We start from the raw sequence: 13028 nt of genomic DNA, 5'->3' as shown, positions 1-13028 counted from the left end.
CCGGAGCCCGGTGACCTGCGGGGGGTGCCCGAACCGCCTCGTACGGGGCAGACTCGGGGCATGCCGGAGCGCCCCGATCTCGCCACCCTCATCACCGACCACGGCGCGGTGATCGAGATGATCAACTCAGGTGAGGCCGGCCTGCCGGTGCTCACCTCGCTGCTCCGGGCGGCCCGCCCCACGCTCGGCGCGGCCTGCGTGGCCTTCGTCGAGTTCGCCCCGACCGGCGGCCGGGTGATCGCCGCCAGCGGCTGCGCCGAGTGGACCATCGGCCGCCCGCTGCCCGCCTCCGACCCGGCCACCGTCTGCCTGCTCACCGGGCCCCGGGTCCGGCAGGCCCGGCTGGACCACCTCGACGGTCCGCTCGCCGCGGAACTGGTCGGCGACGGCCTGCGCCGCATGATCGTCGCCCGCGCCGAACTCAACGGGCTCACCGTCGGCACCCTGCACGCCCTCTACACCGACGACGACGAGACCGAGGACCGCGTGCAGCACGCCACCCTCGGCTACCTCGCCTCCTGCATCGCCCACATGTACGGCGACCAGAGCGGGCTGCCGGTGCACGGCGACGGCCCGGTCGTCGCGGCGCTGGCCGACGGCCTGGCCGTGGTCGACCGGGACGGCCGGGTCCGGCTGTGGAACCCGGCCGCCACCCAGGTCACCGGGCGCAGCACCGGTGACGCGATGAACCGGCCGCTGCCGTTCCCGCTCCCGCCGGCCGGCCAGGTGCTCGACCACCAGCTCCCGGACGGGCGGTGGCTGCGGATCACCACCGGCGAGCTGGTCGGGCCGGGCACGCTGCGGGTGATCACCTTCCGCGACATCACCGACCAGCGACGCCGGGAGTCCGACCGCGACCTCTTCGTCGCGGTCACCAGCCACGAGCTGCGCACCCCGGTCACCGTCATCAAGGGGTACGCCGACACCCTCACCGACCACTGGGAGTCGCTCACCGACCACGACCGGCGGCAGGCGGCCCGGGTGATCGGTCAACGGGCCAACGAACTGGCCCGGCTGGTCGACCGGCTGCTCACCTCGGCCACCGACGTACGCTCCGACGGCGAGCCGGCCGTACCGTTCGACCTCGGTGAGGCGCTGCGCGCGGCGGTCCTGGACCTCCCCGGCGACCTGCGCCGACGCCTGTTCCTGCACGCGCCGGCCGACCTGCCCAAGGCCCTCGGGGACCGGCACAGCCTGACCACCGTGCTGACCGAACTGTGCACCAACGCGGGCAAGTGGGCACCGGCGGACTCCCCGATCGAGGTGTTCGCGTCGGCCGACGGGCAGACCGTGTCGTTCCGGGTGACCGACCGGGGGGTGGGTATCCGGCCGGAACACGTCGAACGCGCCTTCGACCGGTTCTGGCAGGGCGAGTCCGGCGACCGACGGGCCTATCCGGGTGCCGGACTCGGCCTCTATCTCGTCCGCCGGATCGTTGAACAGCAGAATGGATGGGTATCCCTACGTCCACGCGACGGTGGCGGTACCGTCGCAGAGGTGCGGCTCCCCCGCGGGTGAGCCGCCGGTGGGCCGGACGACCCACCGCGGGCACGGGCCGAGAAGGAGCCGGGGTGTCGACGGGACGAGTCGAGCGTTCGTGGTGTGTGGTGGTCCCCCACCACGCCACCGGCGCGCGGCTGGCCCGGCACCGGCTCGCCGACGAACTGGCCGACCTGGTGCCCCCACCGCTCCTCGCCGACCTGGTGGCCGTCCTGGCCGAACTGGTCGGCAACGCGGTCCGGCACGCCGACCCGCTGCCCGGCGGGGTGGTCCGGGTCGCCTGGCGGCTGCGACCGACCCGGACCGGGCCGGGTGTCTCCGTCCGGGTGACCGACGGCGGTGCCGGGGCCGGCCCCCGGATGCGGGCCGCCGGCACGGACGCCGTCGACGGCCGAGGCCTGCACATCGTCGCCGGGCTGGCCAGCCGCTGGGGGGTCGACCGGGACGGCCTGGGGCAGAGCGTCTGGGCCGAGTTCGACCCCGCCGACTGCCGGCCGGACCTGGTCGCCGCCGGCTGACCGGGGCGGGTCCTTCCCCCACCGCCGCCCGGCGGGCTCTAGGCTGTCTCGCCGTGAGCAAGCGTCGAAAGAACCAGCGCGCCGAGGCCGCTCCCCGCCGGGAGAAGATCCGGGACGTCTTCGTCCCCCGTCCGTTCGAGGGGCTGGCGGACGAGCCGGAGTGGATCGCCCTGCGCGAACTCGTACCGGCCGCCTCGGCACCGCTGCGGCTCACCCCGGACCTGGTCGAGGAGCACGGCGACCGCCCGGTCACCCTGGCGACCGTGCTGCCGATGGCCGCCCCGGCGATGACCAAGCCGGACGGTCGGGTGTTCATCGGCCTCCAGCGGCACCAGCAGTCCGGCGACGTCTCCCGGGACCTGGCCGACGCGCTGCTCTGCGCGCTGCGTACCGAGCCGGGCGGGGCGGTGACGGTGCCGCCGCTGCCGGGCCCCGGCCCCCGCCTCCAGGACATCCTGGTGGACGGCCCGCTGGAGATCACGATGCACGACGGTTTCGAGTTCTGGCTCGATCCGGGCGCGGCCGACGACCCGACCGTGCAGGCGTCCCTGGAGCGGGCGAACGCGGCGATCTATCCGACCGTGAAGCTGGCCGCCGCACGGGCCGCCTACTGGTGCCAGGTGCCGGAGAAGGCGCACGTGCGCTGGGTGCTCGGCGACGACGAGGACGCCGCGCTGGACGCGCTCTCCCGGCTCTCGGTCGCCGGTGCGCTCACCCTCGGCGAGGGCACGAAGTTCGCCGGCATGTTCCGGGCGCACGGCCGGCTGGCACCCGTGTGGGACCTGCCGGAGGACGTACCGGCCGCCGAGTGGGAGGAGCCGGTGGCCGCGTTCGCCAAGCGGTACGCCGACGCGCTGGCCGAGAAGGAGCCGTTGGACGCCGCCGGCCGCCGGGCCCGTCAGGGCCTGCTCGGCCGCCAGCTCACCCTCCGCTAGGCGGCCGGCCGGGTCGGCCCGGGTGGGGCGGTTCAGCCGGCGGGCGGGCGCAGCGGCTCGCGGACCAGCGGGCAGGACATGCAGCGGGGGCCGCCCCGGCCGGAGCCCAGTTCCGAGCCGGCGATCGGGATGACCTCGATGCCGGCGCGCTCCAGTTGGGCGTTGGTCTCCACGTTGCGTTCGTAGCCGACGCAGAGCCGGGGGGCCAGGGCGAGGGTGTTGTTGCCGTCGTCCCACTGCTCGCGTTCGGCGGTCACCGGGTCCAGGCCGGTGTCGATCACCCGGAGCTGGTCGAGGTCCATCGCGTCGGCCGCCGCGCGCAGGAACGGCGCGGGGCCGTCCATCCGGGGCTCGCCGTCCGGCCCGGCGATCACCGTGTACGCGGACAGCGTGCTGGCCACGTTGGGGTACATCAGCACCGCGTCGACGTCGACCATGGTGCAGACGGTGTCGAGGTGCATGGTGGCCCGTTCCTGGGCGATCGGCACCACCAGCATGGTGTGCGCCAGGCCGGCGGCGAAGACCTGCCGGGCCAGTCGTTCGGCGCCGGCCGGGGTGGTCCGCTCGCCCACCCCGACGGCGAGCACCCCGGGGGCGAGCAGCAGCACGTCGCCGCCTTCGAGGTGTTCCAGGCCGGGGTGGTAGACGGTCCGGGTGCCGACGAAGCGGGGGTGGTGGCGGTAGATCGCGTCGGTCAGCGTGGTCTCCCGGCGGCGGGCCGGCATGGCGAGGCTGGTGACCCCGACCCGGTCGCCGATCCACAGTGACGAGTCCCGGGTGAAGAGCAGGTTGGGCAGCGGGTCGATGACGAAGTCGTGCCGGTCCATCATCGTCCAGACCAGGCCGCCGGGGCGCTCGGCGCTGATCCGTACCTCCTCGTGGGCGAGGCCGGCGATGAGCACGTCGGCGAGCGCGGCGGGGTCGAGGTAGGCGAGGTGGTCGGCGACCCGGCGGCGCAGGGTGTCGCCGAGCCGGGGCGACGCGAGCACCTGCTCGGTGAGTTCGGCGCGGGCCTCGGCGACGGCGAGCGTCTCGGCGAGCAGGGTGGCGAGGTAGAGCACCTCCACGCCCCGTCCGCGCAGCTCGGCGGCGAAGGCGTCGTGCTCCTCCTGGGCCCGGCCCACCCATGGGATAGCGTCGAAGAGCAACGAGTCGTTGTTGCGGGGGGTGAGGCGGGCCAGTTCCGGACCCGGTCGGTGCAACAGCACCGTGCCGAGTCGACCGACCTCGCTGTCCACGTAGTGGGTCACCCCCGCAGCGTAGGGCAGTGATGAACGATGTTCAGCGGAAGAACTGCGGATGAATATGGCATTCATCCGCACTCATTCCGGCGTTCCAACTTGCCGAACCCCCACAGTGGCGACGTAGGGTAGTGAGAACATAACTTTCGAGGGACCTTTTGCCGGAGGTCGCGATGACTGTCTTTCCCGCTCGTCGAGCCGTACCCACCCGGGCACTGCCGCCCGTGGCGGTGCCGCACCCCCGTCCCGACGGGTCCGCGGCTCTCGATCCGGCCCGTCCGACCCCACTGGAGTGGGCACGTCGACGCCGGGCCGAGCGGGGCGCCCGCCGGCTGGAGGCCGCCGGTGCGCGGGCGCTCGGTCAGCTCGACCACCTGGGCCCCGCCTGGCACGTCATCGAGTGGCCGCGCACCGACGTCTCCGACGTCCTGCGCGACCACGGTCAGGACGAACGCGCCGGGTTCCTCGCCATCGGCCCCAGCGGGCTGTTCGCGGTCAGCATCGCCGACCACGGCCGGGCCCGGGTGCTGGTCGCCGGGGACGTGGTGCAGATCAACGGCAAGCGCCCGCCGTACGTGGCCGAGGCCCGGCGGGACGCCAAGCGGGCCAGCAAGGCGCTCACCCAGGCGGTCGGGCTGCCGATCCCGGTGACGCCGGTGCTGACCTTCGTCGGCTCCGGCGTCATCAGCGTCTACGGCCTGCCGAAGGACTGCATGATGGCGACCCACCGGGAGCTCGACCGGCTCCTCGTCGCCGGAGGCAACCGGATCAGCCCGGCCACCGCCGAGAAGCTGTCCCGGGTCGCCCAGGCCCCGCAGACCTGGCACAACGGCACGTACCGTCCCACCGGCGACTACCGGTGGTACGACGAGGGCCGAACGGCCGCTGACAAGCCGGCGGGTCGCCGGTAACGTCACCGGCGACGCCCCGCGGTACCGGTCCCCCCGACATGCCGGTCCGCGCCGTCGCCGGCCGCCCACCAGGGCACTTGATCCCTCCACCGGCGGCCGGTGGCTCCCGCGCGGTCGGCGACCGTCACGAAGACCGGCTAGCGTGGACAGACCGTCGGTGTACCTAGGAGGCGCGGTGGCCCACGTCGAACTCTCGCTCCCGGACGTGTTCGTGCCGGCGGCGCGGACGCCGACAGGGCCGGGGTGCGACAACGTCGGGAAGTGGTCGGCGAGCGTCTCGCACGCCGAGGAGCCCTGCCTGCTGATCGACGCCGACACCCTCGTGGTCGCCATCTCCGCCGCCGGCTGCGAACTGCTCTGCCTCGGCGCCCCCGAGGACGTGGTCGGTCTGCCGCTGCTCGAAGGCGGCCTGCGGCTGCTCGACTTCACCGCCGCCCGGCACGAGCTGCCCGAACAGGAGACCGACAAGATCCCCCCGCTACTCGCCCTGCACTCCGGTCGACTCGCCCGGGGCCTGCTGCGGGTGCAGCCGGCCGGCGACACCAGCACCTACGCCACCGTCGACGCCGTCTCCACCCCGATGCTCACCGGCGGCTCGGTCGCCGGTTCACTCACCTTCTTCTCCCCGATCTGACCGGCACCGCCCCGCGCCGATCCGCCCGACGTCGGGGCGGCGGCGTCGGGCGTCGCGCCGGCCTTCACCGGGCGGGCGGTTTTTCCTACGATGGGCTCACCCCCACCGGCCACACGACCGGCCCCTCCCACGGTCCGTGACGGCCGGCCCCGTCGCGACGCCCCCGCGCCCGAATCCCCCGAGGACCGGCCCGTGCCGCCTGACCCCGCCCACCGCCCCCCGTACCGGCGGCCGGTCGCCGCCCGGCTCGCCGTGGCCCTGCTCGTCGTGTCGCCGTTCACCGGCTGCGCCGCCCCGCCCGACCGTGAGCTGCCGGCCCCGGTCGCCCCGCCCACGCCGGCGGTGACCCTGCCGCCGTCGACGTCGCCGCCCGTCCTGCCGCTGACCCCCACCCTGCCGCCGACGTCGGCGCTGCCGACCCCCACCGTCGCGGCGGTCGCGGTGGCCTGCGCCGGCCGCCCCTCGGCCGACCGGGTGATCGGGTTGCTCCGCGGGGACGTGCTGCCCCGCGACGTGACGGTGCGGGCCGTCGAGGGGCCGCTGTGCGCCGACGGCTGGCAGTACACCGTGCTCTCGGTCAGCGGGCACGAGGAACTCCAGGCGGTCAGCCGGGGGGAGCCGGGCGCGCTGCGGCTGGTCACCGCCGGTACGGACGTCTGCTCGATCGAGGTGAAGGCCGTCGCGCCGCCCGCCATCCGGACGTTGGCCTGCGACGCCGGGGCCGGGCTGCCACCGGGTGCGTAGGCTGGGCGGCATGCCCGGAACACCGCCGACCCGCTACGTCTACCTAGGCCCCGAGGGCACCTTCGCCGAGCAGGCGTTGCGTACCGTCCCGGCCGCCGAGCGCGGCAGTCGTACGCCCGCCCGCAGTGTCGGCGAGGCGCTGGAGAGCGTACGGGCCGGTGCGGCGGACGCGGCGCTGGTGCCGATGGAGAACTCGATCGGCGGCGCGGTCGGGGTGACCCTGGACGAGTTGGCCGAGGGGGACCCGCTGGTGATCACCCGGGAGGTGATCCTGCCGGTGGAGTTCGTGCTCGGTGCCCGCGCCGGCACCGAACTCGCCGGGGTGCGGAGCGTGGCCGCCCATCCGCAGGCGTCCACCCAGTGCCGCAACTGGCTGCGCGCGCACCTGCCCGACGCCACGGTGATCGACGTGCTGTCCAACGGCGCGGCGGCGGCCGGCGCGGCCACCGGCGAGTACGACGCGGCGATCTGCGCCCCGATCGGAGCCGCCCGGCACCGGCTGGCCCTGCTCGCCGACAAGATCGCCGACCATCCGGACGCGGTGACCCGGTTCGCCCTGCTGTCCCGCCCCGGCCCGCCTCCGCCGCCCACCGGCGACGACGTCACCTCGCTGGCCGTCTACATCGCCCACGACCGGGTGGGCGCGCTGCTGTCGGTGCTGATGGAACTGGCCGTGCGGGGGGTCAACCTGACCCGGATCGAGTCCCGCCCCACCGGGGAGGCGCTCGGCCGGTACGTCTTCTTCCTCGACTGCACCGGTCACGTCGCCGACGCCCGGCTCGGTGAGGCGTTGCAGGGGCTGCGGCGGGTCTGCGCCGAGGTGCGGTTCCTCGGGTCGTACCCCCGGCACCGGTGGGCCGACGCGGCGGGTGACCGGCCGGTCCCTGCGCCGGCCGGGCTCTCGGACACCGACTACACCGACGCGGCGGCCTGGCTGGCCCGGCTGCGCTCCGGCGAGCTGAACTGAGCCCACGCCGCCGTCTCGACAGCAGCGCGGCACGGACCCGCACCGAGCGGCCGGGCGACGGCCGCACAGACGAAAGGGGGCGGTCCCGGCCGGGACCGCCCCCACGTCGAACCTGCGGTCAGCTCAGCAGGCCGCCGAGCAGACCCTGTTGCTGCTGCTGGCCGCCGCTGCCCTGGACCGGCGGCTCCTCCGACGGCTGGACCACGACGAAGCCCTGGCCGGCGAAGCTCATGGTGAACGCCTCACCGGTGCTGCGGCCGAGCAAAGTGCCCAGGCCGAGCTGCTCGGCCCGGTGGTAGCCGGTCTGGAGGTTGGCCGACCAGCACACCGCCGCCTGCGGGTCGACGTAGGTGGGCGCGTCGACGTTGAGCACGACCGGCGTGCCCTTGGTGGTGATGGCGATCCGGCCGTAGCCGCTGAACACGCAGTTGAACAGGCCCGACGAGGCCATCCCCGCGCCGCCGACCATCTTGATGTCGTACGACAGGGTGGAGTCGAAGGCCAGCACGCTGGACCCGTTGATCGACAGCGCGTCGCCCGGCTCCAGGTCGATGATGTGCACGTCCTTGGCCAGCTCGGCCAGGAAGACGTCGCCATGGCCGGTGAGCTTCATCAGCGGCACGCCCTCGCCGGTGAGCCGCTGCTTGATGAACTTACCGATGCCGCCCGAGCCCAACGCCTGGAACTGCACCTGCCCCTGGTAGGCGACCATCGACCCGACCCGGGCCATCGCCTCACCGTTGAGTTCGATCTTCAACATCTTGGAGTTCTGCAGCCGCATGCCGGGCTGGGCGGACTCCTTCTCCAGGTTCTCCGCGGAGAACAGCGCGCTGCGCATTGGGTCTTCCTCCTGATTGGGGGTGTGCTCACCACACGGTAGGCAGCCCCCGCAAGCCGCCGCATCGGCCGAGCGGCGCGCCGGCCCGGCCCCGCGCACGGAACCGGTCAGGTGCACGCAGACGACCGGCCGCACGAGGCGGGCGGCGGGCTCAGCCCCAGCCCAACGCGTGCAACCGCTCGTCGTCGATGCCGAAGTGATGGGCGATCTCGTGCACCACGGTCACCGCCACCTCGTCGACCACGTCGTCCTCGGTGGTGCAGATCCGCAGGATCGGCCGGCGGTAGATGAAGATCCGGTCGGGCAGCACACCCGAGTAGTTCCAGCCGCGTTCGGTCAGCGCGTGCCCCTCGTAGAGGCCGAGCAGGTCCTCCCCGGGCGGTGGGTCGTCCTCGACCAGGATGACCACGTTGCTCATCAGCCGGAGCAACTCCTCGGGCACCTCGTCGAGGGCCTCGCCGACCAACTCCTCGAAGCGTTCACGGCTCATCTCCACGGGCACCTCACCCATTGTGCCCGACCGGCCGCCCGCCCACCGGTCCCGCCGGAGCGCCGCCCGTACCCCGTCGGCCGTCCGGCCCCGCGCGGGGCCGGACGGCCGACGGGACGGATCAGGCGAGGCGGGCGGTGAGGCTGATCTGCGCGCCGGGGGAGAGCAGCCGGGAGATCGGGCAGCCCTCCTTGGCGGCCTCGGCCAGCTTGGTGAACTGGGCCTCGTCCAGGCCCGGCGCCTGGCCGACGGTCTCCAGGTCGATCCGGGTGACGGTCATCCCCGCGTCGGTCTTGTCGAAGTGCACCTTCGCGGTGGTCTCCACCGAGGTGCCGGACACCCCGGCGTCGGCGAGCTGCTTGGAGAGCGCCATCGAGAAGCAGCCCGCGTGGGCGGCACCGATCAGTTCCTCCGGATTGGTCCCCTCGCCCTCCTCGAAGCGCGACTTGAAGGAGTAGTTCCCCTCCAGGCCACCCTTGCCGGTGCGGACGGTCCCGGCGCCCTCGGTGAGGTTGCCCTGCCAACGTGCGGATGCGGTACGGATAGGCATACCCGAACGCTAGTCGAAAGCCCCGCCTGCGGCGACCGACCCGGCGAGGCCGCCGGCCCCCGGCAGCGGTCGGCGTGCGCCGCTTCGGGGCCCCGGCGCTGCCGGCCCGGGGCGGGCCGGCGTGGGATGATGCGGGTCAGGCCCGCGACGCGGAAGGTGGCCGATGTCCCAGGATCTCCCCATCCCGAGACAGGACGACCGCTCGGACGACACCCCGGTGCTGGAGTGGGGTGCCCCCGAACGACCGGCGGGCGGCCGGTTCGGGCAATGGCCCGCCGCGCTGCGCCGGGACCGGCGGCTGCCCCCGGTGCTGGTCCTGCTCGGCGCGGTCGCCGCCACGGCGTCGATGGCCGGGGAGTGGCTGGTGATGACCGTGCCGAACGGGGGCCCGGAGGGCAGCGGCACCATCCGGGTGCCCGGTGGTGTGGCCGAGGTGGGCGGCTTCGGGATCGCCTACCTGGTGGGGCTCCTGCTGCTCAGCGTCGCGGTGGCGCTGGCCCTGCGCGGGCGGCCGGCGGTCCGGCACGACGCCCGGGTGGCCGGGCTGGCCGTGGCGGGTGCCCTGGTGATCCTGCTCACCGTCACCGCCTTCTCGTTGGACGACTCGGGCCAGCGGGCGCTGTTCTACTCCCCGGAGGACGGGTTCCGGGTCGACTACGGCCGGGGCCTGGTGATGGCCTTCGTCGCCGTCGCGCTGGTCGGGGCGGCGCTGCTCGCCACCGCCCCGCAGCCGGACGGTCCGCCGGTCGACACCGCCGGTCCGCAGGCCGAACCGGACGGGGTCGTCCCGGACGGGGACGACGACCGGCCGGCCGCGCCCGCCGGCCTGACCGTCACCCCGACGGTTCCGTTCGCCCGCCGCGAACCCCACCCCTGAGCCCCGCCGGGGCGGCACGCCGGGCCACCGCGCGGCGGTCACCGGGCGTTGCCTGCTGATTCGCCCGGAAGCCATGGTTGCGACCCGGACGGCGAGGTACGGTTGCTGCCCGCCGTCACACCGGGTCGGACGACCGGTACGGACGGCGGCGGGCAAGGAGGAACGATGACCCGCCCGGGACTGCCCAAACTCATCGCCACCGACCTCGACGGCACCCTCGTACGCAGCGACGACACCGTGTCGGCGTACACCCACGGGGTGCTCGACCGGGTGCGGGCCGCCGGTATCCCGGTGGTCGGCGCCACCGGCCGTGGCCCCCGGTTGAAGGAACTCACCCGCAACGACATCCGGGCCGCCGACTTCCTGGTGATGGCCGGCGGCGGCTGCGTGGTCGACCAGAGCGACCCGACCGGCCCGGTGGTGCTGCGCGACGAGCGCCTCTCCGCCGAGGTGCTGGCCGGTCTGCTGGCCGACCTGGAGGCCGCCGTCGGCCCGCTGACCGTCATGGTCGAGGGATCCGACGAGCACGACGCGCCGCTCTGGGGCGACTATCACCCGTCGTGGCCCTACCCCGAGCTGTTCGAGGCGCGCAGCCGGGCGGAATGTCTCGCCCTCGACGTGATCAAGGCGTTCGTCCGGACCGCCGACCACGACGTCGACGAGTTGCTGGCCACCGCCCGCCGGATCGTCCCGCCGCAGGTCGCCACCCTCACCCAGGCAGGGCTCGGCTTCGTCGAGATCACCCCGGCCGGGGTGGACAAGGCCAGCGGCCTGACCGTGGTCGCCGAGCGGCTCGGTGTCGACCCGGCCGACGTGCTGGTCTTCGGGGACATGCCCAACGACCTGCCGATGTTCGCCTGGGCCGGCTGGTCCCGGGTGGCGGTGTCCAACGCGCACCCGCTGGTGCGGGCCGCCGCCGACGAGGTGACCCTGCGCAACGACGACGACGGGGTGGCGGTCTACCTCGACCGGCTACTCTCCCGGTGATGGCAGAGACACCACGGCTGGTCGCCAGCGACATCGACGGCACCCTGCTCGGCGACGAGCGCCGGCTCAGCGCCCGCACGGCGGCGGTGCTGGAGCGGATCGCCGCGGCGGGCACGCCCGTCGTGCTGGTCACCGGCCGCCCGATCCGCTGGCTCCAACTGGTGTACGACCAGCTCTCCGCGCCGCTGCCGGCGGTCTGCGCCAACGGCGCGGTGGTGTACGACCCGGACACCGACCAGGTGCTGCGGGCCGACCCGCTGGCCCCGGAACTGCTCGCCGAGGTGGCCCGGCGGCTGCGGGCGGCGGTGCCGGAGGTCAGTTTCGCGGTGGAGATCGTGGACAGCCGGGAGATGCGGCACGAGGCGCACTACCCGCTGCGCTGGGACGCCGACCACGAGGCCATCCGGGCGATCGAGTCGCCGGAGGAGCTGGCCTCGGTGCCGGCGGTGAAGCTGCTGGCCCGCGCCGGCACCCAGGACCCGGACGCCTTCGTGCAGGTGGTGGCGGGGGCGCTGGAGGGGCTGGCCGAGGCGACGCACTCGTCGTACAGCGGGCTGGTGGAGATCTCCGCCGCCGGGGTGACCAAGGCCGCCGGGCTGGCCTGGTACGCGGCCCGGGTCGGGGTGGCGCAGGCCGACGTGCTCGCCTTCGGTGACATGCCCAACGACGTGCCGATGCTCACCTGGGCGGGGCGGGCGGTGGCGGTGGCCAACGCACACCCCGCCGTGCTGGAGATCGCCGACGAGGTGACCGGCGCGAACACCGCCGACGGGGTGGCGGCGTACCTGGAGAAGGTCTTCGGGGTGGGCTGAGGTCAGAGGTACTGGCCGGTGTTGTGGCCCTCGCCGCCGGGCTGGCCCATGCCGGGCATGCCGGGGATCATCCCGCCGGGGCCGCTGGGCAGGGCGGCCCGGCCGCCGGAGCGCATCTGTTCCAACTGCACCCGGGCGGCCATCTGCTGGGCCACCAGGGCGGCCTGGATGCCGTGGAAGAGCCCTTCCAGCCAGCCGACGAGCTGGGCGTGGGCGATCCGCAGCTCGCCCTCGCTGGGTGCCTGGTCCTCGGCGAACGGCAGCGAGAGCCGTTCCAGCTCCTCGCGCAGTTCGGGGGCGAGGCCCTCCTTCAGCTCGACGATCGACCGCTGGTGGATCTCCCGCATCCGGTGCCGGCTGGCGTCGTCGAGCGGGGCGGCCTTGACCTCCTCCAACAGCTGCTTGATCATGCTGCCGATCCGCATCACCTTGGCCGGCTGCTCGACCAGGCGGGTCGGGTCCTCGCCGGCCTCGTCGGTCTGCACGGTGCCGACCGGGCGGCCGTCCGGGCCGACCACGACCACGGTGCCCGACTGCCCGTCGGGGCGGCCCGGCTCGTCAGCTTGTCCAGTGGGGTGCGCTTCGGTCATGGCCCCATCTTTACCCACCCGCTCCCGTCGCACCCACCCGGACCTCCACCAGCCGCGCTACCGTCGCCGGCATGGCCCACGACCCCCGGGCGGTGCTCAGCCGGCCCGCCCCGCCGCCGGACCTGACCGTCGCCTACGGCGACGGACCGGAGCAACTGGTCGACCTGCGCCGGCCGGCCGGTGGCGGTCCGGTCCGGCCGCTGGTGGCGGTGGTGCACGGGGGCTTCTGGCGGGCCGAGTACGACCGCACCCACACCGGCCCGCTCGCCGCCGCCCTGGCCGAGGCGGGCTGGCCGGTGGCGCAGCTGGAGTACCGGCGCACCGGCCAGCCGGGTGGTGGCTGGCCGAACACGCTCGCCGACGTCCGGGCCGGGGTGGCGGCGCTGCCCGGGGTGGCGGCGCAGGCCCTGCCGGGGCTGGTCGCGCCGGGGCCG

16 protein-coding genes are annotated in these 13028 nt (G+C 74.4%); 11 read left to right on the top strand and 5 right to left on the bottom strand.

Annotated features, from left to right (window positions below):
- The first annotated feature begins 60 nt into the window (after positions 1–60).
- The 3 genes from H1A17_RS10110 to H1A17_RS10100 are packed head-to-tail and all read left to right on the top strand — an operon-like array spanning position 61 to position 2953.
- The gene (locus tag H1A17_RS10110; RefSeq protein ID WP_145922413.1) at positions 61–1518 is read left to right on the top strand and encodes an ATP-binding protein; all 1458 of its coding nucleotides are present in this window, start codon (positions 61–63) and stop codon (positions 1516–1518) included.
- A 53-nt stretch (positions 1519–1571) separates the two neighbouring features.
- Complete coding sequence (locus tag H1A17_RS10105; protein WP_145922414.1) at positions 1572–2018, top strand: ATP-binding protein; 447 nt, start codon at positions 1572–1574, stop codon at positions 2016–2018.
- Between the two features lie 53 nt (positions 2019–2071).
- Complete coding sequence (locus tag H1A17_RS10100) at positions 2072–2953, top strand: DUF5926 family protein (RefSeq protein WP_145922415.1); 882 nt, start codon at positions 2072–2074, stop codon at positions 2951–2953.
- A gap of 32 nt (positions 2954–2985) precedes the next feature.
- Here H1A17_RS10100 and H1A17_RS10095 read toward each other — a convergent pair whose 3' ends face one another.
- A complete protein-coding gene (locus H1A17_RS10095) occupies positions 2986–4203 on the bottom strand; it encodes an arginine deiminase (protein ID WP_194821710.1) in 1218 nt (405 codons plus the stop codon).
- 164 nt (positions 4204–4367) lie between these two features.
- Here H1A17_RS10095 and H1A17_RS10090 point away from each other — a divergent pair, with 164 nt between their 5' ends.
- The 4 genes from H1A17_RS10090 (at position 4368) to pheA (ending at position 7450) form a co-directional block, all read left to right on the top strand.
- On the top strand, positions 4368–5105 hold the full coding sequence (locus H1A17_RS10090) for a hypothetical protein (RefSeq protein WP_145922417.1): 738 nt from the start codon (positions 4368–4370) through the stop codon (positions 5103–5105).
- Between the two features lie 175 nt (positions 5106–5280).
- A complete protein-coding gene (locus tag H1A17_RS10085; protein ID WP_145922418.1) occupies positions 5281–5739 on the top strand; it encodes a hypothetical protein in 459 nt (152 codons plus the stop codon).
- A 192-nt stretch (positions 5740–5931) separates the two neighbouring features.
- Positions 5932–6483: a hypothetical protein gene (locus H1A17_RS10080; RefSeq protein ID WP_375372804.1), complete on the top strand. Its 552-nt coding sequence runs from the start codon at positions 5932–5934 to the stop codon at positions 6481–6483.
- A gap of 10 nt (positions 6484–6493) precedes the next feature.
- The gene (gene pheA, locus H1A17_RS10075) at positions 6494–7450 is read left to right on the top strand and encodes a prephenate dehydratase (RefSeq protein WP_194821709.1); all 957 of its coding nucleotides are present in this window, start codon (positions 6494–6496) and stop codon (positions 7448–7450) included.
- 118 nt (positions 7451–7568) lie between these two features.
- Here pheA and H1A17_RS10070 read toward each other — a convergent pair whose 3' ends face one another.
- From H1A17_RS10070 to H1A17_RS10060, 3 genes are all read right to left on the bottom strand, one after another.
- Positions 7569–8288: an AIM24 family protein gene (locus tag H1A17_RS10070; RefSeq protein WP_145922420.1), complete on the bottom strand. Its 720-nt coding sequence runs from the start codon at positions 8286–8288 to the stop codon at positions 7569–7571.
- Between the two features lie 151 nt (positions 8289–8439).
- Positions 8440–8784 carry a metallopeptidase family protein gene (locus H1A17_RS10065; protein ID WP_194821738.1) on the bottom strand — a complete coding sequence of 115 codons (345 nt, stop codon included), beginning with the start codon at positions 8782–8784 and terminating at the stop codon, positions 8440–8442.
- Between the two features lie 115 nt (positions 8785–8899).
- Positions 8900–9328: an OsmC family protein gene (locus H1A17_RS10060; protein ID WP_088643598.1), complete on the bottom strand. Its 429-nt coding sequence runs from the start codon at positions 9326–9328 to the stop codon at positions 8900–8902.
- 163 nt (positions 9329–9491) lie between these two features.
- Here H1A17_RS10060 and H1A17_RS10055 point away from each other — a divergent pair, with 163 nt between their 5' ends.
- The 3 genes from H1A17_RS10055 to H1A17_RS10045 all read left to right on the top strand — a co-directional run bounded on the left by H1A17_RS10055 (position 9492) and on the right by H1A17_RS10045 (position 12004).
- Positions 9492–10205: a hypothetical protein gene (locus tag H1A17_RS10055; protein WP_145922421.1), complete on the top strand. Its 714-nt coding sequence runs from the start codon at positions 9492–9494 to the stop codon at positions 10203–10205.
- Positions 10206–10370: 165 nt separating this feature from the next.
- Entirely contained in the window at positions 10371–11192 is an 822-nt protein-coding gene (locus H1A17_RS10050; protein WP_194821708.1) for an HAD family hydrolase, read from the top strand.
- Positions 11192–12004, top strand: a complete 813-nt coding sequence (locus tag H1A17_RS10045) for an HAD family hydrolase (protein ID WP_145922423.1) — start codon at positions 11192–11194, stop codon at positions 12002–12004. Before H1A17_RS10050 ends, H1A17_RS10045 begins: the two co-directional genes overlap by 1 nt.
- 2 nt (positions 12005–12006) lie before the next feature.
- Here H1A17_RS10045 and H1A17_RS10040 read toward each other — a convergent pair whose 3' ends face one another.
- Positions 12007–12594, bottom strand: coding sequence for a bacterial proteasome activator family protein (locus tag H1A17_RS10040; RefSeq protein WP_194821707.1), 588 nt, complete (start codon positions 12592–12594; stop codon positions 12007–12009).
- Positions 12595–12665: 71 nt separating this feature from the next.
- Between H1A17_RS10040 and H1A17_RS10035 the strand changes: the two genes are divergently transcribed.
- A partial coding sequence (locus H1A17_RS10035; protein WP_375372803.1) for an alpha/beta hydrolase occupies positions 12666–13028 on the top strand: 363 nt, incomplete at its 3' end.

The organism is Micromonospora sp. S-DT3-3-22 (assembly GCF_015354745.1).
GTDB classification, from domain to species: Bacteria; Actinomycetota; Actinomycetes; order Mycobacteriales; family Micromonosporaceae; genus Micromonospora; species Micromonospora wenchangensis.
Note: the sequence above shows the minus strand (reverse complement) of the source record. Positions and strands in the feature narration are given on the sequence as shown.

What these genes read in the sequence shown, in the direction of transcription:
- H1A17_RS10110 (WP_145922413.1), top strand. Translation starts at nt 61, where the DNA reads ATGCCGGAGCGCCCCGATCTCGCCACCCTCATCACCGACCACGGCGCG.
- H1A17_RS10090 (WP_145922417.1), top strand. Translation starts at nt 4,368, where the DNA reads ATGACTGTCTTTCCCGCTCGTCGAGCCGTACCCACCCGGGCACTGCCG.
- pheA (WP_194821709.1), top strand. Translation starts at nt 6,494, where the DNA reads ATGCCCGGAACACCGCCGACCCGCTACGTCTACCTAGGCCCCGAGGGC.
- H1A17_RS10070 (WP_145922420.1), bottom strand. Translation starts at nt 8,288, where the DNA reads ATGCGCAGCGCGCTGTTCTCCGCGGAGAACCTGGAGAAGGAGTCCGCC.
- H1A17_RS10060 (WP_088643598.1), bottom strand. Translation starts at nt 9,328, where the DNA reads ATGCCTATCCGTACCGCATCCGCACGTTGGCAGGGCAACCTCACCGAG.
- H1A17_RS10055 (WP_145922421.1), top strand. Translation starts at nt 9,492, where the DNA reads ATGTCCCAGGATCTCCCCATCCCGAGACAGGACGACCGCTCGGACGAC.
- H1A17_RS10050 (WP_194821708.1), top strand. Translation starts at nt 10,371, where the DNA reads ATGACCCGCCCGGGACTGCCCAAACTCATCGCCACCGACCTCGACGGC.
- H1A17_RS10045 (WP_145922423.1), top strand. Translation starts at nt 11,192, where the DNA reads ATGGCAGAGACACCACGGCTGGTCGCCAGCGACATCGACGGCACCCTG.
- H1A17_RS10040 (WP_194821707.1), bottom strand. Translation starts at nt 12,594, where the DNA reads ATGACCGAAGCGCACCCCACTGGACAAGCTGACGAGCCGGGCCGCCCC.